This window comes from Streptomyces sp. NPDC055955, from assembly GCF_042270245.1.
Taxonomy (GTDB): domain Bacteria; phylum Actinomycetota; class Actinomycetes; order Streptomycetales; family Streptomycetaceae; genus Streptomyces.
Genome location: NZ_JBHJYS010000013.1, coordinates 205,497 through 228,955 on the forward strand (window position 1 = coordinate 205,497; position 23,459 = coordinate 228,955).

Consider the following 23,459-nt stretch of genomic DNA (forward strand, 5'->3'; position numbering starts at 1 on the left):
CGCATGTCGCACCGCCACGCACCCTCGCGCAACGCCATTGAGCTCACGCTCATCGGCGTGACCGCGCTGTGCGTCGCCGACGTGCACTGTTGCTGACGCCCGCCCCTGGCGTGCTGCGTCGCATTTAATCTCCCCTTTTCCGGTGTCCACCCCTATTTCTTCTCAGGGTTTCCGGTTTCGCGGTTTCCGGCTGTCGACGTGCCTCGGGCGAGTTCTGCGCATTTCCCTGCCTGCCCTCTGCTGCCCAGCGCAGCGCACATTCCCCAAGGGGTCGATTTCCGATGCGTCAACCGTCCGTCACAGCGCGCCGCGTGGCCGCCGCATCCGTCAGCGTGGTCCTCGCCGCCGGCGCCGCCGCCTGCGCCGGGCCCAAGGACAGCGACGCAGGGGGGAGCTCCGACGCCAAGCCGCAGAAGGGCGGCACCCTCACCGTCCTCAACTCCAACCCGCAGTCCGACTTCGACCCGGCGCGGCTCTACACCTCCGGCGGCGGCAACGTCCCCTCGCTCGTCTTCCGCACGCTGACCACCCGCAACCGCGAGGACGGAGCGGCGGGCGCCAAGGTCGTCCCCGACCTCGCCACCGACCTGGGCAAGCCCAGCAAGAACGCGACCGTGTGGACGTACACCCTGAAGAAGGGCGTCACCTACGAGGACGGCTCACCCATCACGTCCGCCGACATCAAGTACGGCATCGAGCGGTCCTTCGCGGCGGAACTCTCCGGCGGCGCACCGTACTTGAGGGACTGGCTGATCGGCGGCGCCGACTACCAGGGCCCGTACAAGGACAAGAAGGGCCTCGACTCGATCGAGACCCCGGACGCGCGGACCATCGTCTTCCACCTGAACAAGCCCGAGGGCGAGTTCCCGTACCTGGCCACGCAGACGCAGTTCACACCCGTGCCCAAGGCCAAGGACACCGGCACGAAGTACGAGGAGCACCCCGTCTCGTCCGGCCCGTACAAGGTCGTGAAGAACGAGAACGACGGCGAGCGGCTCGTCCTGGAGCGCAACACGCACTGGTCCGCGACGACCGACGAGGAGCGCAAGGCCTACCCGGACCGGATCGACGTACGCTCCGGTCTCGACTCCTCCGTCATCAACCAGCGGCTCTCCGCGGGCCAGGGCGCCGACGCCGCCGCGGTCACCACCGACACCAACCTCGGCCCCGCCGAACTCGCCAAGGTCAGCGGCGACAAGAAGCTCGCCGCCCGCGTCGGCACCGGCCACTTCGGCTATACGAACTACATCGCCTTCAACCCGAAGGTGAAGCCGTTCGACAACCCGAAGGTGCGCCAGGCCATCGCCACCGCCGTCGACCGCTCGTCGGTGATCAACGCGGCCGGCGGCTCCTCGCTCGCCGAGGCCGCGACGACCTATCTGCCCAACCAGAAGTCCTTCGGCTACACCGCCTACGACCACTTCCCGGCCGGCGCCTCGGGCAACGCGCACAAGGCCGAGGAGCTGCTCAAGGAGGCCGGTTACAAGAAGGGTCTGACCGTCACCCTCACGCACTCCAACGCCAAGGACTTCGAGACCAGCCCGGAGATCGCCACCGCCCTCCAGGACGCCCTGAAGAAGGCCGGCATCACCGTCAAGCTCCAGGGCCTGGAGGCGAACGACTACTCCGACACGATCCACAGCGCCAAGAAGGAGCCCGGCTTCTTCCTCGCGCACTGGGGAGCCGACTGGCCCTCCGGCGGCCCGTTCCTCGCCCCGATCTTCGACGGCCGGCAGATCGTCAAGGACGGCGCGAACTTCAACACCGGCTTCCTCGATGACAAGTCCGTCAATGACGAGATCGACTCGATCAACAAGTTGACCGATCTTGACGCTGCCGCCAAGCGCTGGGGTGCACTGGACAAGAAGATCGGGGAGCAGGCGCTGACCGTGCCGCTGTTCCACCCCGTGTACAAGCGCCTGTACGGACCGGACGTCAAGAACATCGTCATCAGCGACTGGACCGGTGTGCTCGACATCTCGCAGGTCTCGGTGAAGTGACGCGATGACCGAGGCACTTGTGGCCTCGGAGACCGCAGGGGCGGGCGCCCTCACGGCGTCCGCCCCCGTCTCCGGAGCCCGTCAGTTCTGGCGGCGCCTGCGCACGCAGCGCGCCGCCCTCGTCGCGGCGGCCGTCGTCGCCCTGCTCGTCCTGATCGCGCTCGGAGCCCCGCTCCTCGCGCTGATCGAGGGCCAGGACCCGAACACGTACCACCCCCACCTCATCGACTCCGCGCGCGGCGGCGTGCCCGTCGGCGCGTTCGGCGGGGCCGGCGGCGAGCACTGGCTCGGCGTCGAACCGCAGACCGGACGCGACCTGTTCACCCGCCTCGTCTACGGCGCCCGGGTCTCCCTCGGCGTCGCACTCGCCGCCACCGTCGTGCAGGTGTTCATCGGCGTCACCGTCGGCATCGCGGCCGGGCTCGGCAACCGCTGGGTCGACCAGATCCTCAGCCGCGCCACCGACGTCATCGTCGCGCTGCCCCTGATGATCCTCGCGCTCGCCCTCATGGCGATCGTCCCGAGCGGCTTTCCCCGGCCCGTCCTCGTCGCCCTCGTGATCGGGTTCGTGGCCTGGGGCGGCACCGCCAAGATCGTGCGCGCCCAGACCATCACCCTCAAGGAACGCGACTTCGTGGCCGCGGCCCGGCTCAGCGGCTGGCCCACCTGGCAGATCGCCCGCCGCGAACTCCTCCCCTCGCTCGCCGCGCCCGTCATCACGTACGCGTCCCTGCTCGTCCCGACGAACGTCACCGTCGAGGCGGCCCTCTCGTTCCTCGGCGTCGGCGTCAAACCGCCCACCCCCTCCTGGGGGCAGATGCTCACCGCCGCCGACGTCTGGTACCAGGCCGCGCCGCAGTACCTCCTGCTGCCCGCCGGGGCGCTCTTCGTGACCGTGCTCGCGCTCACCGTTCTCGGTGACGGCGTGCGCACCGCGCTCGACCCGCGCGCCGCGTCCCGCCTGCGCATCGGCACGGGCCGCAAGCGGGAGGCCGGGGCATGACCGGCTTCCTGCTGCGCAGGGCGATCGGCGCCGCCGTCACCCTGCTCGCCATCTCCGTGATCATCTACGTCGTCTTCTACGCGGCCCCCGGCAACGTCGCCCAGATCAGCTGCGGCCCCCGCTGCTCGCCCGCCCAAGTGCAGCAGGTCGCCGACCAGTTGAGGCTCGACGACCCGCTGTACCTGCGCTACTGGCACTTCCTCCAGGGCATCTTCGTAGGACAGGACTTCTCCACCGGCACCGCGCTCCAGCACTGCGACGCCCCCTGCCTCGGCTTCTCGTACCAGACCGACCAGCAGGTCACGCAGCTGATCCTCACCAAGCTGCCCGCCACCGCCTCGCTCGCGCTCGGTGCCATGGTGCTGTGGCTGATCCTCGGCGTCGGCACCGGCGTCCTGTCCGCATGGCGGCGCGGTCGTCCCACGGAGCGGATCCTCACCGGCATCACCCTCGCCGGCACGGCCACGCCCGTCTTCGTCATCGGCCTGCTGCTGATGATCGTCGTCTGCGGACAGCTCCAGTGGCTGCCCTTCCCGCAGTACGTGCCCTTCACCGACGACCCCGAACAGTGGGCCTGGAACCTGCTCCTGCCCTGGCTGTCGCTCGCCCTCATCGAAGCCGCCAAGTACGCGCGCCTCACCCGCGCCTCCATGCTGGAGACCCTCGCCGAGGACCACGTGCGCACCTTCCGCGCCTACGGGGTCGGCGAACGCTCCATCATCGGACGGCACGCCCTGCGCGGCGCCGTCGCCCCTGTCATCGCCCTGAACGCCAACGACTTCGGCTCCATGTTCGGCGGCGCCGTGCTCAGCGAGACCCTGTTCGGCATCCCCGGACTCGGCCGCGAACTCGTGCACGCCGTCAACGTCGTCGACCTGCCGGTCGTCGTCGGCATGGTCCTCGTCACCGGCTTCTTCGTCGTACTCGCCAATGCCGTCGCGGACGTCCTGTACGCGGTGGCCGACCGACGGGTGGTCCTGTCATGAGCCTCGTCGAAGTGGACGCCCTCACCGTCGAGTTCGGGGACCTGCGGGCCGTCGACACCCTCTCCTTCCGCCTGGAGGAGGGCGCGGCGCTCGGCGTCGTCGGCGAGTCCGGGTCCGGCAAGAGCACGGTCGCCTCCGCGCTCCTCGGCCTCCACCGGGGGACCGGCGCGCGCGTCACCGGCTCGGTGCGGGTCGCCGGCACCGACGTACAGGAAGCCGACGGCGAGGCACTGCGGCGGCTGCGGGGCGGGACGGCCGCGATGGTCTTCCAGGACCCGCTGTCCTCCCTCGACCCGTACCACGCCGTCGGCGACCAGATCGCCGAGGTGTACCGCGTGCACTCCAAGGCGTCCCGGCGTGCCGCACGCGCGCGTGCCGTGGAGGTGCTCGACCGGGTCGGCATCCCCGACGCCGCCCGCCGCGCGCGCTCGCGCCCCCACGAGTTCAGTGGCGGCATGCGCCAGCGCGCCCTGATCGCCATGGCCCTGGCCTGCGAACCCGCCCTCCTCGTCGCCGACGAACCGACCACCGCCCTCGACGTCACCGTCCAGGCACAGATCCTCGACCTGCTGCACGGACTGCGCCAGGAGACCGGGATGGGTCTCGTCCTCGTCACCCACGACGTGGGCGTCGCCGCCGAGAGCGTCGACGACGTCCTCGTCATGCGCCACGGTCGCGCCGTCGAACGCGGAGCCGTCGCCGACATGCTCGGCGCACCCTCCGCCGCCTACACGAAGGAACTGCTCGGCGCCGTCCCCAGCGTCGACGCGCCACGCCCGCAGCGCCCGGAGGCGACCGGCGACGCCCTGCTCGAAGCGGTCGACCTGCGACGGGAGTTCGGGCGCGGCAAGCGCGCCCTCGCCGCCGTCGACGGGGTCTCCCTGGCCGTGCGCCGGGGCGAGACCCTCGGAATCGTGGGCGAGAGCGGCAGCGGCAAGACCACGCTCGGGAGGATGCTCGTCGGGCTCCTCGAACCGACGTCCGGACAGGTGCTCCTTTCGGGGGCGCGCGCCGACACGGGCGTGCAGATGGTGTTCCAGGACCCCGTCTCCTCCCTCAACCCCCGCCGCAGCGTGGGGGAGTCCGTCGCCGACCCGCTGCGGGCGCGCGGCGACAAGGAGGTGCGCGGCCGGGTCGAGGAACTCCTGGAACGCGTCGGGCTCGACCCCGCGCACTACGGGCGCTATCCGCACGAGTTCAGCGGCGGCCAGCGCCAGCGCGTCGGGATCGCCCGCGCGCTCGCCGCCGAACCGCGCATCATCGTGTGCGACGAAGCCGTCTCCGCCCTCGACGTCACGACCCAGGCCCAGGTCACCGGCCTGCTGCGGGAACTCCAGGACGAGCTGGGCCTCGCCCTCGTCTTCATCGCCCACGACCTCGCCGTCGTCCGCCAGGTCAGCGACCGGGTCGCCGTCATGCGCAAGGGACGCGTCGTCGAGTACGGCACCGTGGACGAGGTCTACGGAGCGCCACAGGACCCGTACACCCGGCAGCTCCTCGCCGCCGTGCCGGCGCTCGATCCGGCCGTCGCCGCGCGACGACGCTCCGCCCGCAGAGAGCTGGCCGCGGCATGACACTCCGTGACCGGATGAGCGTGTAGCGCGACAGAACGCCACCCGCGCGGGAAAGTTACGGCCGTTCACCCCTTTTGGTGGCGTGATGGACAACCGTCCATCACGCCACCGGCATGTCCGCATACCTTCGTCCCGCTGAGCCGCCGGACCAACGGCGGCTCCCCAGACGGGAGATCGGGGGTGTGCTCGTGCGCATCGGACTGCTTACGGAGGGTGGCTATCCGTATGTGAGCGGTGAGGCCAGGCTCTGGTGCGACCGGCTCGTGCGCGGGCTCGAGCAGCACGAGTTCGACCTCTACGCGCTCAGCCGCAGTCAGGACCAGGAGGACCGCGGCTGGATCGAACTGCCGCCGCAGGTCAGCCGGGTGCGCACCGCGCCGATGTGGACCGCCGACGACGACGGCACCGGCTACGGACGCCGCAGCAGGCGACGCTTCGCCGACGCGTACGCGGAGCTCGCCGCGGCCGTCTGCACCGGGGCGTCCCCCGGCACCACCGCCCCCACGGGTGCGCCCGCCGATCCCGCCGCCGCCGAGGCGGACCGTTTCGGCAACGCGCTGTACGCCCTCGCCGAGCTAGCCCGCGACGAAGGCGGACTCGTCGGAGCCCTGCGCTCCGAAACCGCCGTGCGCACACTGGAGCGCGCCTGCCGCGCACCGCGCGCCCTGCGCGCGGCCCGCGCCGCCCGCGTCCCCGACCTCCTCGCCGTCGCCGGCCAGATCGAACGCGCCCTGCGCCCGCTCTCCCTCGACTGGTACGGCGACGACGGCCTCGGCGCGGTCGACCTGTGCCACGCCACCTCCGGCGGCCCCGCCGCCCTTCCCGGGCTCGTCGCCCGCCACTTCTCCGGCGTCCCCCTCCTCGTCACCGAGTACGGCGTACAGCTGCGGGCCCACTACATCGCCGCCGGCGACGCCGAACTGACCGCCCCCGTAAGGGCGATGCTCGCCGCGTTCCACGGCCGCCTCGCCGCCGAGACCTACCGGCAGGCCGCGATCATCACCCCCGGCAACACGCATGCCCGGCGCTGGCAGGAGCGGTGCGGCGCCGACCGGGCGAAACTGCGCACCGTTCACCCCGGCATGGAGGCCTCCCGCTTCACCGAGATCGGCGAGCGCGAGGAACCGGGGGAGCCCGGCACCCTCGTCTGGGTCGGCCGCATCGAGCCCTCCAAGGACCTGATCTCCCTCCTCCACGCCTTCGCGGAGATCCGCAAGGAGGAACCCAAGGCCCGCCTGCGCCTCGTCGGGGCGCCCGCCGAGGGGCCCGACGCCGCCGCCTACCTCGCCCACTGCAAGGCCCTCGCCGCCCAGCTCTTCCCCGACGAGGCGGAGGGCGCCCACGCGATGGGCGACAATCCGGTCTCCTTCGAGGAGATCGGCGGGCCCGAGACGCCCGCCCTCGCGGACGCGTACGCCGCCGGGAGCGTCGTCGTCCTGTCGAGCATCGTCGAGGGGTTTCCCATCAGCCTCGTCGAGGCGATGTTCTGCGGACGAGCGACGGTCTCGACCGACGCGGGCGCCGTCGTCGAGGTCATCGGCGGCACCGGCCTGGTGGTCCCGCCGCGCAATCCGAGGGCGCTCGCCGAGGCGTGTGTGTCGCTGCTGCGTGACCCGGGGCGCCGCGAACGGCTCGGCGCCGCCGCGCGGGCGCGAGCCCTCGAACTCTTCACCGTCGAGCAGAACATCACGGCATTTCACGGCATTTACCTGGAGATCGTTTCTCACTGCCCCGTGCGCCGCGAACCCGTGGACGACGCGGGCGAACCCCTGCCCTTCGCCAACCCCCTGGAGGCCCATGTACCGGGCCGCTGGACCGCACCGACGAGTGAGTCGGGCGGCGGCTTCGGCACGTGGCTGGCGGGGCGCTCCGCCTCTGCGGGCGCGCCCAGTTGGGCGGGGACGGAGGGCGAGGCGGCGGCCCCTGGGGGCGGTCCGGTGGGCGCGAGCGGCGGGATCGGTTCGGGCGGTGCCGTCGGGAGCCCGCGCGGTGCTGCTGGTTCGCGCGGCGCGGTTGGTTCGGGCGGTGCGGTTGGTTCGGGCGGTGCCGTCGGGAGCCCGCGCGGTGCTGCTGGTTCGCGCGGCGCGGTTGGTTCGGGCGGTGCGGTTGGTTCGGGCGGCACGGTTGGTTCGGGCGGCGCGGTTGGTGCGGGCGGTGGCGGGGAGCGGCCGGCCGGTGAGCAGGGCCAGTTGGCCGGAGCCTTTCCCGGCGGGGAGGGGGAGGCGTGAGCGAGCAGGGGCTGAGCGAGACGGTCGTGAGCGCGGGCCTGGACGCGCCGCAGGTGCCGGGCGGCGCGGACGCGTGGGGTGCGGGCTCGCAGGAGGCGCTGGGGGAGCCGGGGCGGGGGCGGGGGCCGGGGGCCGGGGCGAGTGTTGAGCCGGGGCCGGGGGTTGGACGGGCGCCGGAGCGATGTGCGGAGCCGGGGGATGGGCCCGGGGCCGAGTGGCGTGCGGAGCCGGGGGCGGGGCCGGATGGGGAGCCCGAGTCGGATCGGTGTGCGGAGCCGGAGTCGGGGGCTGGGCCGGGGGCCGAGTGGCGTGCGGAGCCCGAGCCGGAGGCTGAACCGGGTTTCCTGGCGCGTGGCCTCGACCCCGCCGTGGCCGACGAAGCGCTGTTGAGTGAACCCGCGGCCTGGCGCGTCACCGCCGCAGCCGCATCATCGGGCAGCCCGCTCCCCGACGTGCCGTCTCCTCCGCCGGCCTCCCCTCCCGGCAGCACCGGCAGCACCGGCAGCACCGGCAGTCTCGCCAGCACCAGCAGTCCCACCAACACCGGCGGTCTCGCCAACGCGGGCAGCCCTGCCAACACCGGCAGCCCCGCCAACGACAGCAGCCCCGCCAAGGCCGACGAGGCCACCGGCGGCAGCCCCGCCAAGGCCGACGAGGCCAGCGGCGGCAGCCGTCGCCGTACCGGCGTGGACCCCGTGAAGGCGCTGATGCACCGGCACCGCGAGCTGTGCGAGCGCGCTGTCGACGCCCTGGAGATCGCCGCCGGTCTGGAGGCCCACGGCGTGACCGACCGGACCGCCGCCCGCTTCCGGCACCGCGACGTCTTCTCGCTCGCCGAAGAGATGTACGCGCGCGTCCCCCGCGACAGCGACATCGAACCGGAAACCCGGCACGCCGTGTCCGAGGCGGCGCGCGCCCGGCACGCCGTGTCCGAGGCGGCGCGCGCCCGGCGCCCCGTCTGGGCAGCCCTCGCGCTGCTGCCCGGGACGCTGGGCGCCCTCACCCTCGTAGGACTCGACCTCACCGGCGGACGACTGCGGCTCGCGGTCGGAGCCGGCGGCGTGCTCGCCGTCTCCGCCGCACTCCGGGCGGCCCTGCGCCGGGGCCCGCTGCGCGCCACCGCCCACACCGTGCCCGCCACCCGCGCCTGGACCTGCTGGCTCCTCGCCTACGCGCTCTTCGGCGACGGACTCCTGAGCGGCGCCGTGGCGGGCGGTCCCGACGAGGCCTGGGCACCCGCCACCGCCCCCCTCCTCGCCCTCGCCCTCGCCGTCGCGCCCGGCGTCTGGTGCGCCCAGCTCTTCGGTGCCGTGGCCCGGCGCAGACTCGCCTCCAGCCGGGGCCTCGAAGAGTTCGCCGCTTCCGTACGCCCCCTCCTCCTCGCCGTCTTCGCGCTCTTCCTGTGTGCGCTGTGGACCCTCATCGGGGTGGCCGCCGCCGTACTCGGCGAGGACGCCCCCTACGCCGGTGCCGGGACGCTCGGCGCGCTCCTGCTGCTCGCCCGCCTGCTCACGGCGCACGGCCGCGCCCACGCTCCCGCCGTCGTCCTCGGCGCAGCCGCCGCGGCCGAGGTGCTCGCGGTCTGCACGGTGTTCGCCGGCCGCCTTCCCGGCTGCGGCTTCCTCGCCGTCCCCGTAGAGACGGCCGTCGACACCTGGGGACCCGGCACCGTACCCGGCCTGGCCTGCGGCGCCGCCGCGCTCACCCTCCTCGTCCACGCGGCCCGCACTCTCACCAGGGCCTCCGCCCACGCGCCCACGGACACCGCTCCGTGACCGCGTCCGACGCCGTACGACCACACGAAGAGGCCGGCCGGCCGCTTCCCTCCCGCGGGGCCGACACCGCGGGCCTTCCGAAGACCCACGGCAACACCTCTAAGGAGAACGCGAGATGACCACCCCTCCCCCCGGAGGCCCCGGACCATCCAGACGCCCCGGGCGCCCAGGACTTCCCGGAGAGCTCGGACAGCTCACCCAGGGAGCCGCCCGATGAGGGTGCTGCTGATCGGAGCCAACGGATACCTCGGCCGGTTCGTCGCCGACCGTCTCCTCGCCGACCCCGCCGTGCAGCTCACCGCACTCGGCAGGGGGGACGACGCGGACGTGCGGTTCGACCTCGCCACCGGAAGCCCGGGCGCACTGACCCGCTTCCTCGACGCGGTCCACCCCGGAGTCGTCATCAACTGCGCGGGAGCCACGCGCGGCGGCGCCCGCGACCTCACCCGCCACAACACCGTCGCCGTCGCCACCATCTGTGAGGCCCTGCGGCGCAGCGGCTGCGGCGCCCGCCTCGTCCAGATCGGCTGCGGCGCCGAGTACGGGCCCTCGCAGCCCGGCTCCTCCACCGCCGAGGACGCCGTGCCGAGGCCCGGCGGACCGTACGGCGTGAGCAAGCTCGCCGCGACGGAACTCGTCCTCGGCTCCGGACTCGACGCCGTCGTCCTGCGGGTGTTCTCCCCGGCCGGACCCGGCACCCCCGCCGGCTCGCCCCTCGGCCGTCTCGCCGAGGCCATGCGCCGCGCCATGCAGTCCGGCGACGGCGAACTCAAGCTCGGCGGACTCGGCGCGCAGCGCGACTTCATCGACGTACGCGACGTGGCCCGCGCCGTCCACGCCGCCTCGCTCTCCGCCGCGCAGGGCGTCATCAACATCGGCTCGGGCCGTGCCGTCCGGCTGCGCGACGCGGCGTCCGTACTCGCCCGCGTCGCCGGCTTCGGCGGCGCGCTCCACGAGCTCGACTCACCCGGCGGCCCCGTCCGCCCGACGCTCGGCCACCCCCGCTCCGACCCCGACCACGTGGCACCCGCCGCGTACCCGTACCCGGACGGCTGCGGCAGCTGGCAGCAGGCCGACGTGCGCACCGCACGCGACCGCCTCGGCTGGCGCCCCCGCATCAACCTCGAGGAATCACTCGCCGACATCTGGATGGAAGCGGCATGCCGTATCTGACCCCCATGTTCTCCGGGACCGCGAGCACCGACATACGGCTCGGCTTCGGCATCCCCGGCTACGCACACCCCCTCATGGCGCCCGTCGAGTGGGCCGAACTCACCCGCCCCGGAACCCCCCTGCACTGGGTCGTCCTGAACGTGGCGGACGGACCCGGGGCCCGCCCCGACCCGCACTGCCTCGAAGCCGCGGGCAGGCTGCGCAACCGGGACGTACGGGTCCTCGGCCATCTCGATCTCACCTACGGCGCCCGTTCGTTCGGCGAGGTCGTCTCCGACGCCCACCGCTATCTCGACTGGTACCGCGTCGACGGGTTCTCCCTCGGCCGCTGCCCGACCGAGCGGGCGGCCCTCCCCGAGGTCCGGCGCATCGTCACCACGCTGCGCGCCCTGTGCGAGGACGCCCATGTCGTCCTCGGGCACGGCACGCACCCCTACCCGGGATACGCCGAGACCGCCGACCAGTTGGTGACGTTCTCCGGGCCGTGGAGCGACTACCGCTGGTCCCAGGTCGCCGAGTGGACCGCCGACTACCCGCCCGACCGCTTCTGCCACTTCGTGCACGGCGTCCCCCGCGGGCACCTCGACGAGGCGCTGCGCATCGCCCGCTGGCAGGGCGCGGGGACGATCTACTTCACCGACCGCACGGACCGCGGCGGCGCGGCCGATCCCTGGGAGGCCATGCCCGGGTACTGGGACGACATCGTCTCGCGGGTCGGAACGGGTGTCTCGGAATGAAGAGGGGCGTGGCAGTGTTGACGCAAGAACCACTGTTCCGAAATGACGATCAACGGAGCCCCCGTGTCGCTGCCACCCCTGGTAGAGCCAGCTGCTGAGCTCACCGTAGACGAGGTCCGCAGGTACTCCCGCCACCTGATCATCCCCGATGTCGGGATGGACGGGCAGAAGCGGCTGAAGAACGCCAAGGTGCTCGCCGTGGGTGCGGGCGGCCTCGGTTCGCCGGCGCTCATGTACCTGGCCGCGGCCGGTGTGGGCACGCTCGGCATCGTCGAGTTCGACGAGGTCGACGAGTCGAACCTCCAGCGCCAGATCATCCACAGCCAGGCCGACATCGGCCGCTCCAAGGCCGAGTCCGCCAAGGACTCCGTCCTCGGCATCAACCCGTACGTGAACGTGATCCTCCACGAAGAGCGGCTCGAGGCCGAGAACGTGATGGACATCTTCAGCCAGTACGACCTGATCGTCGACGGCACGGACAACTTCGCGACCCGTTACCTGGTCAACGACGCGTGCGTGCTGCTCAACAAGCCGTACGTGTGGGGCTCGATCTACCGCTTCGACGGCCAGGCCTCGGTGTTCTGGTCCGAGCACGGCCCGTGCTACCGCTGCCTCTACCCGGAGCCCCCGCCGCCCGGCATGGTTCCCTCCTGCGCCGAGGGCGGCGTCCTGGGCGTGCTGTGCGCGTCCATCGGCTCCATCCAGGTCACCGAGGCGATCAAGGTCCTCGCGGGTGTCGGCGAGCCGCTCGTCGGCCGCCTGATGATCTACGACGCCCTGGAGATGCAGTACCGCCAGGTCAAGGTCCGCAAGGACCCCGACTGCGCGGTCTGCGGCCCGAACGCGACCGTCACCGAGCTCATCGACTACGAGGCCTTCTGCGGCGTCGTGTCCGAGGAGGCCCAGGAGGCGGCGGCCGGCTCGACGATCACTCCCAAGCAGCTCAAGGAGTGGATCGACGACGGCGAGAGCATCGAGATCATCGACGTCCGCGAGCCGAACGAGTACGAGATCGTCTCGATTCCCGGCGCCCGGCTGATCCCGAAGAACGAGTTCCTCATGGGCACCGCCCTGGAGAACCTCCCGCAGGACAAGAAGATCGTCTTGCATTGCAAGACGGGTGTCCGCAGTGCGGAAGTCCTCGCCGTCCTGAAGTCCGCGGGCTTCTCGGACGCCGTGCACGTCGGCGGCGGCGTGATCGGCTGGGTCAACCAGATCGAGCCCGAGAAGCCGGTCTACTAGACCGCCCGCCGGCCGATGCCGCCGGTCAGGGGGCAGCTTTTTCGAACGGGTCCCGCACCTCGCGTGCGGGGCCCGTTCGTCATGGGGCGCCCCGTCGGCGTCCGCGTCAGGAACAGACCTTCCCGTCGCGCGGTATTCGGCCCTCCAGGAGGTAGTCGTTCACCGTCGAGTCGACACAGCTCGACCCGCTGCCGTACGCGCCGTGCCCCTCGCCCTTCCAGGTGAGCTCGACGCCGACGCCCTTGCCGAGCTCGTCCGCCATCCGGCGGGCGCCCTCGTAGGGGGTCGCCGGGTCGCCTGTGTTCCCCACGACGAGGACCGGGGCGGCGCCCGGAGCGCTCACCTCGGGTGTCGCGTACTGGCCCGGCACCGGCCAGTCGTGGCACCAGCCCGCCGTGTCCCAGGCCATGAACTCCCCGAAGACCGGCGAGATCTCACGGAACGACGCGAGCCGCTTCTTCGCCTGCGCCGGCGTCGGCCGCTCCTTGTCGTCGAGGCAGGAGATCGCCCGCTGCGAGTGGCTCTGCGAGCTGTAATGCCCTGCGGGGCTCCGCTCGTTGTACGCGTCGGCCAGGGTGAGCAGCGCCGTACCGTCCCCCTTCTCGGCCGCCTCCAGGCCACGCGTCAGGGCGGGCCAACTGCTCTGGCTGTACAGGGTGACCGTGATGCCGATCGTCGCGAGCGACTGGTTGAGCTCGCGGCCGCCCGAGGCCCGCAGCGGCTTCGCGTCGAGCCGCTTCAGCAGAGCGGCGATCTTCCGGGACCTCTGATCCGGGTCCTGGCCGGTGGACTTGAGGTAATTGTCGAGGGCCCGCTGGAAGCCCCTCGTCTGGTTCTCGGCGTGGCCCACGGTGTCCGCGGCGGGGTCGACCACGGCGTCCAGCACGAGCCGCCCCACCTTGCCGGGGAACAAGTGCGCGTACACACCGCCCAGTTGGGTCCCGTAGGAGATGCCCATGTAGTGCAGCTTGTCGTCGCCGAGTGCCTGGCGCGCCAGGTCCATGTCGCGGGCCGTCTCGTCCGTCGACACGTGCCCGAGCAGCTTGCCGGCCTGCCGGGCGCAGCCCGCGCCGAAGTCTGCGGCGTCCTCGAAGTACGCCCGCTCCTCGGCGGGGGTGTCCGGCGTGAGGTCGACGGACTCGGCGGCCTGGATCGCCTTGTCGTCGCGGCAGCGCACTCCCTCGCTCGCGCCGACGCCGCGCGGGTCGAAGCTCACCAGGTCGTAGCGCTCGCGCAGCTTCGCGTAGTCCGGTGCGAAGGCGGGCAGCATCGAGACCCCGGAGCCGCCCGGCCCGCCGAAGTTGAACAGGAGCGAGCCGGAACGTCCGCTTCCGCCCGTGGACTTGGCGCGGATGAGGGCGACGCCGATGGTCTCCCCGTCCGGCTTCGCGTAGTCGAGCGGCGCCCTCAGCGTCGCGCACTGCCAGTCGGAGCCGGGCGCGGGGCCGTCGTCGGTGGCCTTGCAGCGGCCCCAGTCGAGCCGCTGAGACGTGAGCGCGGCGGGCAGTGCGGGCAGTGTGCCGGCGCGGCCGGCCTTGTCCGAGCCCGGCGACGGCGACGAGCGCGGTGGCTGCGTGCGCCCCTTCCCCTCGCCGCGTCCGGCCTTGTCTGCCGACCCGCCGCAGCCGGCGGCGGCACCTGCCACCAGCAGCCCCGCGGCCAGCAGCGCGAACGAACGAACATGACGCGACACAGGCACCCCCCTGGCGATCCCCCTCGCCTGCCTCCGGTCCGAAGACAGTCAGACCATCCTAGGCAGCGCCACTGACAATCCTCTGCGGCAGCGTGCCCGGCGACGGCCGGGCACGCGAGCCGAACATGCCGACCGCAGCCGCTATTTGCAGACCGTGCCCGCCTTCGGGACCGTCCCGTTCAGCAGATATCCGTCCACAGCGCCTCGTACGCACTTGTTCCCGCTGTCGTACGCGCCGTGGCCCTGCCCCACGTAGGTGAGTTCCACCCCGACACCCTTGCCGAGCGCGTCGACCATCTTCCTCGCGCCTTCGTACGGGGTGGCCGGGTCGCCCGTGTTGCCCACGACGAGGATCGGCGCCGAGCCGGGCGCGCTCACGTCGGGGTGGTCCGCGGCGCCGGGGACCGCCCAGTTCGTGCAGCTGAGCATGCCCCACGCGAGGTAGTCGCCGAACAGGGGAGAGGCGGCGCGGAACTCGGGCAGCTTCGACTTGACGTACGCCGTCGTGTAGCGGGGCTTGTCGTCGGCGCAGTTGACGGAGACGTTGGCCGCCTGGATGTTGCTGTACTTGCCGTCCTCGCTGCGGCCGTTCATGGAGTCCGAAAGGAGCATGAGGATCCTGCCGTCGCCTTCGTAGGCCTGGACGAGACCCTCGGTGAGGTACTCCCAGAAGTCCTTGGAGTACAGCGACTGCGCGATGCCGTTCGTGGCGGCGGTCTGGGTCAGTTGGCGCGGGAAGATCCCGGGGATCGGCTTGGTGTCCAGGTCCTTGAGCAGCTTCGCGATCTTGGCCTTGACCTGCTCGGGGGTGTCTCCGACCGGGCAGTCCTCGACCTTGGAGGTGCAGTCCTTCGCGTAGTTGTCGAGGGCGAGCTGGAAGCCCTTGGCCTGGCCGAGGGAGCCCTCCTCGGAGTTCTGGGTGGGGTCGACGACGCCGTCGAAGGCGGCGCGGCCCACGTGCTTGGGGAACAAGTGGGCGTACACGCCGCCCAGTTCGGTGCCGTACGAGATCCCGAAGTAGTGCAGCTTGTCGTCGCCGAGCACCTTCCGCATCAGGTCCATGTCGCGTGCCGCGTCCGTCGTCGCGACGTGCGGGATGACCTTCCCGGAGTTCGTCTCGCAGGCGTTGTTGAACTGGGTGATGTTGCCGACGAACTCCTTCGTCTCGGCGGCGTCGTCGGGCATGGCGTCCTGCTGGAAGTACTCGTCGAGCTGCTTGTCGTTCTCGCACTTCACGCCGTCGCTGCGGCCGACGCCGCGGGGGTCGAAACTCACCAGGTCGTAGCGGGTGCGCAGCTTCGCGTACTCGTTGCCGAACGCGGGCAGCGTGGTGACTCCGGAGCCGCCCGGTCCGCCGAAGTTGAAGATGAGCGACCCGATGCGCTTGTCCTCGGGGCCGGAGGACTTGGCGCGGATGAGCGCGATGCCGATCGTGTCGCCCTTGGGTTTGCCCCAGTCGAGGGGGGCCTTCATGGTGGCGCACTCCCAGGCGGCGCCGCCCGGCAGCGGGGACGGCGCCGGGCCGCCGCCCTCCGACTCCGAGGGCGCGGGGCAGTCCTTCCAGCTGAGGGTCTGGGACGCCAGGTCCGTGTCCTTGGGATCGCTGCTGCACGCCGCGAGGGCGGAGGCCATGAGGAGGGCGGCGGCGGCCAGGGCAGCGGCACGCGGCCGGGACGGATTGGGCATGCATCCATCCTGCGGCGACGGCTCACTGGGCGCTCGGGGCGGGGGCCGTGCGGGTGAGCGGCGCGGCTCCGGGGGAGGGCTCTGAAGAGACGCCTTGACGCCGTCGCGCTGTCCGCGAGCCCTCCCGGACACGCGTCCTTACGGGGGTCCTCCCGGAAACGCGTCCCCACAGGGAGCGCTCGTGGAAACGTGCTCCTACAGGGAGCCCCTCCGAGAGAGGTGGTTGAAGAAGAGCCAGCCCGGCAGCACCGGTACCCACAGGGTCAGGAGCCGGTAGAGCAGCACGGCCGGGGCCGCGACCTCCTTGGGCAGTCCGACCGCGATGAGGCCGACCGTCAGGGTCGCCTCGACCGCGCCCACGCCGCCCGGCGTAGGCGCGGCGGAACCGAGCGCGTTGCCCGCGAGGAACACGACCGCGACGCTGGCCAGGCTGAGCGTCGTCGACTCGTCCCCGAAGGCGCGGATCGACGCGTCCAGACACATCACGAAGCAGGCTGTCAGGAGAAGCATGCCGCCGATGCCGGTGATCAGCTTCTGCGGCCGCTGGAGTACGTCCAGCATGCGCGGTACGACGCCGGCGAACAGGGACCGCACGCGCGTGACGACGAACTTCCGCAGGAACGGGATCGACGTGACCACGAGCACGAGGACCGCGACGGTCAGCAGGCCCGCGATGACCGTCCGGGACGGCGACAGGGACGGGGTCTTCTCCGTGCCGGTCAGATAGCCGAAGGTCAGCAGCATCATGATGTGGGCGCCCAGACCGAAGAGCTGGGAGGCGCCGACACTGGCCACCGCGAGCCCGGGGCGCACGCCCGCGCGTTGCAGGAAGCGGGTGTTGAGCGCCACACCGCCGACAGCGGCCGGTGCCACGATCTTCACGAACGAGCCGGCGACCTGGGCGGCGACCGTCCGCAGGAACGGCACCCGCTCCGGCACGAAGCCGAGCAGACTCATCGCGGCGGCGAAGTAGCTCAGCGCCGAGAACAGGACGGCGGCGGCGACCCAGCCCCACTGGGCCTGGTCGAACAGCGTGCCGAACTCGATGTGGGTGAGCTGCGACAGCAGGAAGTACGCGCCGATGGCGCCCGCGATGAAGCTCACGAGGGTGCGCGGTCGGACGCGCTCCAGACGAGCCGGTTCGACGGGTGCCTGCGGACGGATGCGGAGCACCTGATGGCGGATCTGGGTGAGGAGATCCTCCTCGCGCGCTTCGTCCAGAGCCTCGTCCAGGGCCTTCTTCTCGGCCTGCCGCTCGGCCTTCTCCGCCTGTCGCTCGGCTTTCTCGGTCTGCCGTTCGACCTTCGCGGAGGTCTTGGCCGACGGGGGCGTGATCCGCTCGGCGGCCGTCTTCGTAGAGGGCGTCTTCTCGGTGGCCCTCTCCGTAGGCGTCGATTCCTCGGTGGGAGAGGCCCCGGCGAGGGCCGCCTCGTCCAGACGGGCCTGCTTCGCCCTGCGCGACGCCTCGAGCACGGCCTCGCGCTCGCGTTCCGAACGCTCCCGGCCGAGCTTGCGCAGGGTCGAGCGCGTCGTACGGCTCAGCGCGATGGGCTGGAGCAGCGGCAGACAGTCGGCGATCGCGTCGGGCCCGAGCACGCCCACGGCGGACGCCACCGCACGCTCGGCGCCCACACGAAGGCCCAGCGTGGCCAGGAGCTGCGCGATGTCCATGCGCAGGATCAGGTCCCCGGCCGCGATCTCGCCGCCGCGCAGATCCGTCAGGATCACCGTGCCGGAACGATCCACCAGAATCGCGTCGCTGGTGAGCCGCCGATGAGCGATACGCCGCGACTGGAGCGCCTGCACCTGGTGCCAGGTGTCGCGCAGCAGCTCGTCGGTGATCTCCTCGTCCGGCACCGAGTCCAGCGAACGGCCGCCCGTGTGCTCGTACACGAGCATCACCGCGTCGGGGCCGAGCTCGGACGTCGCGATCAGCTTCGGCGCGTTGGCCCCGGCCGCGATCGCCGCGTACGCGAGGAGGGCCTCCTGCTCGAGCGCCTGCCGCAGGGACTGGAGGCTGCGGCCCGTGGTGATCCCGCGCAGCGTGAGCCGGCGCCACACGCGGTAGAAGAAGCCCTGAGCCTGCTGTTCCCGGTCGACGATGGTGACGTCGAGCGGGGGGCCGTCCTCCAGGGTGACGAAGTAGCGCCGCCCCCTGTCCCCGTTCTCCGTGGCGCCCTCGTGGGTCTCTTCGCGGGCCGCGCTCACCGGGTGGAAGCCGACGTGCCGCAGGCCGGCGAGGAGCGTCTGGCCGGTGGGCCGCACGTTCGGCGAACCGACCGCGTAGAGCGTGCCGTAGGCGACAGTCCAGCCGATGAGGACCGTCAGGACGATCGAGAAGGGTGTCGTGTAGCCGGTGACCAGCATCGCGAACGCGTCGAGCAGCAGCACCACCCACAGCACCACGCGCCATCGTGGTCTGCGGGACATTCCCACGGCCGTCATATAGGCGATGACGGGCGCCAGATAGCCGTGCACCGGATCGGTCAGCGCGTGGATGTCGCCCGGCGACGGGCGGGTGAGCGCGTCCTGGATCGACCCCGGGGCGCCCTGGGCGACCCACAGGTCCGTCGCGAGCGTCACCCCGTGGGCGAGGACGGCCGCGAGAACACCGTCGGCGATCCGCAGCCCGTCGCGTTTGATCAGCCGCTCGATCGCGAAGGCGACCGGGACGAGGAGGATCGCGATGCTCGACGCGAGCCCCGCGAACTTGATCATGAGGTCGGGGGCGGCGCCCGTGCCTTTGCTGATGTCCTGCTGAAGACCCGAGGTCGTGCCGTGGGCGAAGGCGGCGATCGACAGAAGCACGGCGATCGCGAGAACGCCCACCAGGAGACGCATCAGGTCGGAGGGGCGGTGCACGCGCGCGGGGAGGAGCGGTTCGTCGCCGTCCACCCGCTCGGAATGCGCGTCGGCGTCGATGCGCTCCGGGTCGACGAGGGGGACCTCGGCCCGCTCGGGCCGGGACTCCGCGGTCTTCTCGGGCGCGGCCTCCGTGACCTCGGACGGCGTTTCCGCCGGGGGCGCCTGGGCCGGCCGGCCCAGGCGTTCGGTCACGGGGGAGTGGTCGGCCTCGTCGCTGTCCGGGCGCGCGGAAACTCCAGAGGTGCCCTCCGCCTTATCGGGATGCACGCCCTGCTGCTCCGTCGTTTCTTCTTGGTCTCGTATCACCGGTCACCGCCCGCACGATGGTGGCACGTCCCACTGACACAGGGGGGCATCAGGGTGCGATGCGGGGGAGCAAAGTATCCCGCAACCGAGGATTCGTGCTTCTTCATACGACTCTCCACGCCCCGTGACCGGGCCGTCACAGTGTCGGTGGGGTGCGGCAGGATGGGGCGGATGAGCGAGGAGAACGGTGCGGCGGGCGAGCTGCCGGAGTACGCGGAGCGGGTGCTCGAGGTCGCGGAGCTGATCCCGCCCGGGCGCGTCATGACCTACGGGGACGTCGCCGAATGGCTCGGCGAGGGCGGCCCGCGCCAGGTCGGACGCGTGATGGCCCTCTACGGGGGAGCCGTTCCGTGGTGGCGCGTCGTGCGCTCGGACGGCGTGCTGCTGCCCGGCCACGAACTGGACGCCATGGCGCACTACCGCGCGGAGAGCACCCCCCTGCGCGAAGCCTCCCGCGCCTCCGAGGGACACGTCCCGCGCCTCGACATGAGGCACGCGCGGTGGGACGGCGAAGAACGCGCGGAATCTCACACCTGACAGCTCCCGCCAGCGCGTCCGCGCACCAGCGGCCTGCGGCCGGCAGGCACACGTGGCCTGCCGCCCGTACGGGGGAAACGGGGCGGCAGGGGCACTTCGCCGCCCTCGCGCACGTTCGTGAATCGCGGCACACCTGTGCCGCACGGGACCCGGGGGACCCGACGGAAGCCCGGCTTCCGCCACACTCGACGGCGTAGCGTCGACGGCGCGCACCTCCCTCATCCCGCAGCCACCGCCCCTCTCGGACGGCCGGCAGCCTCCCCGTCCCCCCAGCACACCCACCAGGACCAGCGATCCACGTGAGCTCCTCCTCCTCCACCCGGAACCTGTCGCACCGCCAGGTACGACAGGGGACCCCCGGCGCGTACCGACTGGTGCGTACCCCGCCGGGCCCGGTGGACCCCCCTCGTCTGGACGCACGGCAGCGCGCGGTGGTTGACCACGTGCACGGCCCGCTGCTCGTCCTCGCGGGACCGGGCACGGGCAAGACGACCACGCTCGTGGAGGCAGTCGCCGCACGCATCGCCAAAGGCACCGACCCCGAGCGCATCCTGGTCCTCACCTTCAGCCGCAAGGCGGCCGTCGAACTGCGCGACCGCATGGCCCTGCGCATCGGCGCCGCCCACGCACCACAGGCCACCACGTTCCACTCGTACTGCTACGCCCTCGTCCGCGCCCACCAGGACGCCGGCCTGTTCGCGGAACCCCTGCGCCTGCTGTCCGGACCCGAACAGGACGTCGCCGTACGCGAGCTGCTCGCCGGCCAGATCGACCTGGAGCAGGCCGGCCTCGCCCACGTCCGCTGGCCCGACGAACTGCGGGCCTGCCTGACCACCCGAGGCTTCGCCGACGAGGTACGCGCGGTCCTCGCCCGCAGCCGCGAACTGGGCCTCGGACCGGCCGCACTCGACGCCTTCGCCCGCCGCATCGGCCGCCCCGACTGGAAAGCCGCCGCCACCTTCCTCGCCGAGTACCTCGACGTCCTCGACCTGCACGGCGTCCTCGACTACGCCGAACTCGTCCACCGCGCGGTCCTCCTCGCCCACCGCACCTCCGTCGCCGACGAACTCGCCACGCGCTACGACGCCGTGTTCGTCGACGAGTACCAGGACACCGACCCGGCCCAGGTGCGGCTGCTGCACGCCCTCGCCGGCGACGGCCGCACCCTGCTCGCCTTCGGAGACCCCGACCAGTCGATCTACACGTTCCGCGGCGCCGACGTGAACGGCATCCTCGAATTCCCCGACCAGTTCCCCCGCGCCGACAAGAGCCCCGCCCCCGTAGAGGTCCTCACGACGTCCCGCCGCTCCGGAGCACACCTCCTCGACGCCACCCGCCGCATCACCCGGCGCATGCCCCTGACCCGGCTGCCCGCCGACAAGGTCCGCGCCCACCGCGAGCTCACCCCCGCGCGCGACGGCGGCCGCGTCGAGGCGTACACGTACCCGACCTCCGGCACCGAACTCGACAACATCGCGGACATCCTGCGCCGTGCCCACCTCGAGGACGGCATCCCCTGGAACGACATGGCCGTCCTCGTCCGCGCCGGCACCCGCTCCATCCCCGCGATCCGCCGCACCCTCACCGCCGCGGGCGTCCCCCTCGACATCGACGGCGACGACCTGCCCCTGCGCCACGAACCGGCCGTCACGCCCCTGCTGACCGCGCTCAGGGCCGTCGCCCTCAGCGTCGCGCAGGACACCGCCGAACCCGACGACGACCAGGACCGGGAACCGCCCGTCTGGCTCGACACCGAGACCGCCCTCACCCTCCTCGCCTCACCCCTCGCCGGCATGGACGCCGCCGACCTGCGCCGCCTCGGCCGCGCCCTGCGCGAGGAGGAACGCGCCGCAGGCAACCACCTGCCACCCCCCTCCGACGAACTCCTCGCACGCGCCCTGGCCCAGCCCGAACGCCTCGCCGCCCACGATCCCGCCCACGCCCGCGGCGCCCAGCGTCTCGGCGCACTGCTGCGCGCGGCCCGCGAAACCCTCACCTGCGGCGGCACCGCCGAGGAAGCACTGTGGCAGCTGTGGAACGGCACCTCCTGGCCCCAGCGCCTGGAACGCGCCGCCCGCCGCGGCGGCGCCGCAGGACGCAACGCGGACCGCGACCTCGACGCCGTATGCGCCCTCTTCGCGACCGCCTCCCGCGCGGAGGAACGCACCGGAGGCCGCGGCGCCCTCAACTTCCTCGAAGAGGTCGAATCCCAGGACATCGCCGCCGACACGCTCGCCGGCCGCGCCGTACGCCCCGAAGCCGTACGTCTCATGACCGCCCACCGCTCCAAGGGCCTCGAATGGGGCCTCGTCGTCGTCGCCGGCGTACAGGAAGGGCTGTGGCCCGACCTGCGCCGCCGCGGCTCCCTCCTCGAAGCCGACCGCATCGGACGCGACGGGCTCGCCGAACCTCTCACCCCCGGAGCGCTCCTCTCCGAAGAGCGCCGTCTGTTCTACGTGGCCACCACGCGCGCGCGTGAACGCCTCGTCGTCACCGCGGTCAAGGCACCCGCCGACGACGGCGACCAGCCGTCCCGCTTCCTCACCGAACTCGGCGTCGACCCCCAGGACGTCACCGGCCGCCCGCGCCGCCCCCTGTCCGTCGCCGCGCTCGTCGCCGAACTGCGCGCCACGACCGTCGACCCCCGCGCCTCCGACACGCTGCGCGACGCCGCCGCCCGCCGCCTCGCCCGCCTCGCCGCCCTCACCGACGACGACGGGCGCCCCCTCGTACCGTCCGCACACCCCTACCGCTGGTGGGGCATGGACGACCCCACCGAGAGCAGAATCCCCCTGCGCGACCGCGACCAGCCCGTCGTGCTCTCCGGAAGCGCCCTCGACCAGCTCGCCAACACCTGCTCCCTGCAGTGGTTCCTCGGCCGCGAGGTCAAGGCCGACGCCCCCGCCACCGCCGCCCAGGGCTTCGGGAACGTCGTCCACGTCCTCGCCGACGAGGTCGCCTCCGGACGCACCCCGGCCGACCTCGCCGTCCTCATGGAACGCCTCGACTCGGTCTGGGACGCCCTCGCCTTCGACGCCCCCTGGAAGTCGGCCCAGGAGAAGGAGCACGCGCGCGTGGCGCTCGAACGCTTCCTCCGCTGGCACGTCGACTCCAGCCGCGTGCGCACCCCCGTGGCCAGCGAACACGCCTTCGACGTCACTCTCGAAGCGGGCTCCTACGAAGTACGCATCCGTGGCTCCATGGACCGCGTCGAACGCGACACCGAAGGCCGCGCCTACGTGGTCGACTTCAAGACCGGCAAGCAGGCCCCCTCCGCCGCCGATGTCGCCCGCCACCCCCAGCTCGCCGTGTACCAGCTCGCCGTCCGCGAGGGCGCCGTCGACGAATCCTTCGACGGCGAACGCCCCGAACCCGGCGGCGCCGAACTCGTCCAGCTGCGCCAGGGCGCCGCGAAGAAGGACGGCGGCGACACGCTCCCCAAGGTGCAGGCGCAACAGCCCCTCGGTGAAAACGGGGAAGGCGACGGGGAGGGAGCGTGGGTCGGCGACCTCCTCGCCACCGCCGCCGGCAAGGTCCTCGACGAACGCTTCACCCCCACCACCGGACAGCACTGCACCCACTGCGCGTTCCGCGCCTCGTGCAGCGCCCGCCCTGAGGGCAGACACGTCGTCGAGTGACGCGCGTCTCCATCGC

The 23,459-nt window shown here is 72.3% G+C and carries 15 protein-coding genes; 12 read left to right on the forward strand and 3 right to left on the reverse strand.

Features of this window, described 5'->3' with window-relative positions; genetic code table 11:
* Window positions 1–3 precede the first annotated feature (3 nt).
* The 10 genes from ACFC96_RS26065 (at window position 4) to moeZ (ending at window position 12,718) form a co-directional block, all read left to right on the forward strand.
* Window positions 4–96 carry an Ms4533A family Cys-rich leader peptide gene (locus ACFC96_RS26065; RefSeq protein ID WP_376257939.1) on the forward strand — a complete coding sequence of 31 codons (93 nt, stop codon included), beginning with the start codon at window positions 4–6 and terminating at the stop codon, window positions 94–96.
* 185 nt (window positions 97–281) lie between these two features.
* Window positions 282–2,000 (forward strand): ABC transporter substrate-binding protein, encoded by a 1,719-nt coding sequence (locus ACFC96_RS26070; RefSeq protein ID WP_376614355.1) that lies wholly within the window; start codon window positions 282–284, stop codon window positions 1,998–2,000.
* Window positions 2,001–2,004: 4 nt separating this feature from the next.
* Window positions 2,005–3,003 (forward strand): ABC transporter permease, encoded by a 999-nt coding sequence (locus tag ACFC96_RS26075; protein WP_376614357.1) that lies wholly within the window; start codon window positions 2,005–2,007, stop codon window positions 3,001–3,003.
* Window positions 3,000–3,989, forward strand: coding sequence for an ABC transporter permease (locus ACFC96_RS26080; RefSeq protein ID WP_227297100.1), 990 nt, complete (start codon window positions 3,000–3,002; stop codon window positions 3,987–3,989). The genes ACFC96_RS26075 and ACFC96_RS26080 overlap by 4 nt, the downstream gene beginning before the upstream one ends.
* On the forward strand, window positions 3,986–5,563 hold the full coding sequence (locus tag ACFC96_RS26085) for a dipeptide ABC transporter ATP-binding protein (protein ID WP_376614359.1): 1,578 nt from the start codon (window positions 3,986–3,988) through the stop codon (window positions 5,561–5,563). Before ACFC96_RS26080 ends, ACFC96_RS26085 begins: the two co-directional genes overlap by 4 nt.
* Before the next feature lie 188 nt (window positions 5,564–5,751).
* Complete coding sequence (locus tag ACFC96_RS26090) at window positions 5,752–7,791, forward strand: DUF3492 domain-containing protein (RefSeq protein ID WP_376614361.1); 2,040 nt, start codon at window positions 5,752–5,754, stop codon at window positions 7,789–7,791.
* Between the two features lie 452 nt (window positions 7,792–8,243).
* Complete coding sequence (locus ACFC96_RS26095) at window positions 8,244–9,566, forward strand: hypothetical protein (RefSeq protein WP_376614428.1); 1,323 nt, start codon at window positions 8,244–8,246, stop codon at window positions 9,564–9,566.
* A gap of 213 nt (window positions 9,567–9,779) precedes the next feature.
* Window positions 9,780–10,739, forward strand: a complete 960-nt coding sequence (locus tag ACFC96_RS26100; protein ID WP_116510264.1) for an NAD(P)-dependent oxidoreductase — start codon at window positions 9,780–9,782, stop codon at window positions 10,737–10,739.
* A complete protein-coding gene (locus ACFC96_RS26105; RefSeq protein WP_376257952.1) occupies window positions 10,727–11,476 on the forward strand; it encodes a spherulation-specific family 4 protein in 750 nt (249 codons plus the stop codon). Before ACFC96_RS26100 ends, ACFC96_RS26105 begins: the two co-directional genes overlap by 13 nt.
* Before the next feature lie 63 nt (window positions 11,477–11,539).
* Window positions 11,540–12,718 carry an adenylyltransferase/sulfurtransferase MoeZ gene (moeZ, locus tag ACFC96_RS26110; RefSeq protein WP_376614430.1) on the forward strand — a complete coding sequence of 393 codons (1,179 nt, stop codon included), beginning with the start codon at window positions 11,540–11,542 and terminating at the stop codon, window positions 12,716–12,718.
* A gap of 106 nt (window positions 12,719–12,824) precedes the next feature.
* On the opposite strand, the gene ACFC96_RS26115 is transcribed toward moeZ, so the two are convergent.
* The 3 genes from ACFC96_RS26115 to ACFC96_RS26125 all read right to left on the reverse strand — a co-directional run bounded on the left by ACFC96_RS26115 (window position 12,825) and on the right by ACFC96_RS26125 (window position 19,268).
* Window positions 12,825–14,411, reverse strand: a complete 1,587-nt coding sequence (locus ACFC96_RS26115; RefSeq protein WP_376614363.1) for an alpha/beta hydrolase — start codon at window positions 14,409–14,411, stop codon at window positions 12,825–12,827.
* 141 nt (window positions 14,412–14,552) lie between these two features.
* Window positions 14,553–16,097 (reverse strand): alpha/beta hydrolase, encoded by a 1,545-nt coding sequence (locus tag ACFC96_RS26120; protein ID WP_376614365.1) that lies wholly within the window; start codon window positions 16,095–16,097, stop codon window positions 14,553–14,555.
* Between the two features lie 195 nt (window positions 16,098–16,292).
* Window positions 16,293–19,268 (reverse strand): lysylphosphatidylglycerol synthase domain-containing protein, encoded by a 2,976-nt coding sequence (locus tag ACFC96_RS26125; RefSeq protein WP_376614367.1) that lies wholly within the window; start codon window positions 19,266–19,268, stop codon window positions 16,293–16,295.
* 162 nt (window positions 19,269–19,430) lie between these two features.
* Between ACFC96_RS26125 and ACFC96_RS26130 the strand changes: the two genes are divergently transcribed.
* The gene (locus ACFC96_RS26130; protein WP_376614369.1) at window positions 19,431–19,805 is read left to right on the forward strand and encodes an MGMT family protein; all 375 of its coding nucleotides are present in this window, start codon (window positions 19,431–19,433) and stop codon (window positions 19,803–19,805) included.
* A gap of 299 nt (window positions 19,806–20,104) precedes the next feature.
* Complete coding sequence (locus ACFC96_RS26135) at window positions 20,105–23,443, forward strand: ATP-dependent helicase (RefSeq protein ID WP_376614371.1); 3,339 nt, start codon at window positions 20,105–20,107, stop codon at window positions 23,441–23,443.
* The last annotated feature ends 16 nt before the right edge of the window (window positions 23,444–23,459 follow it).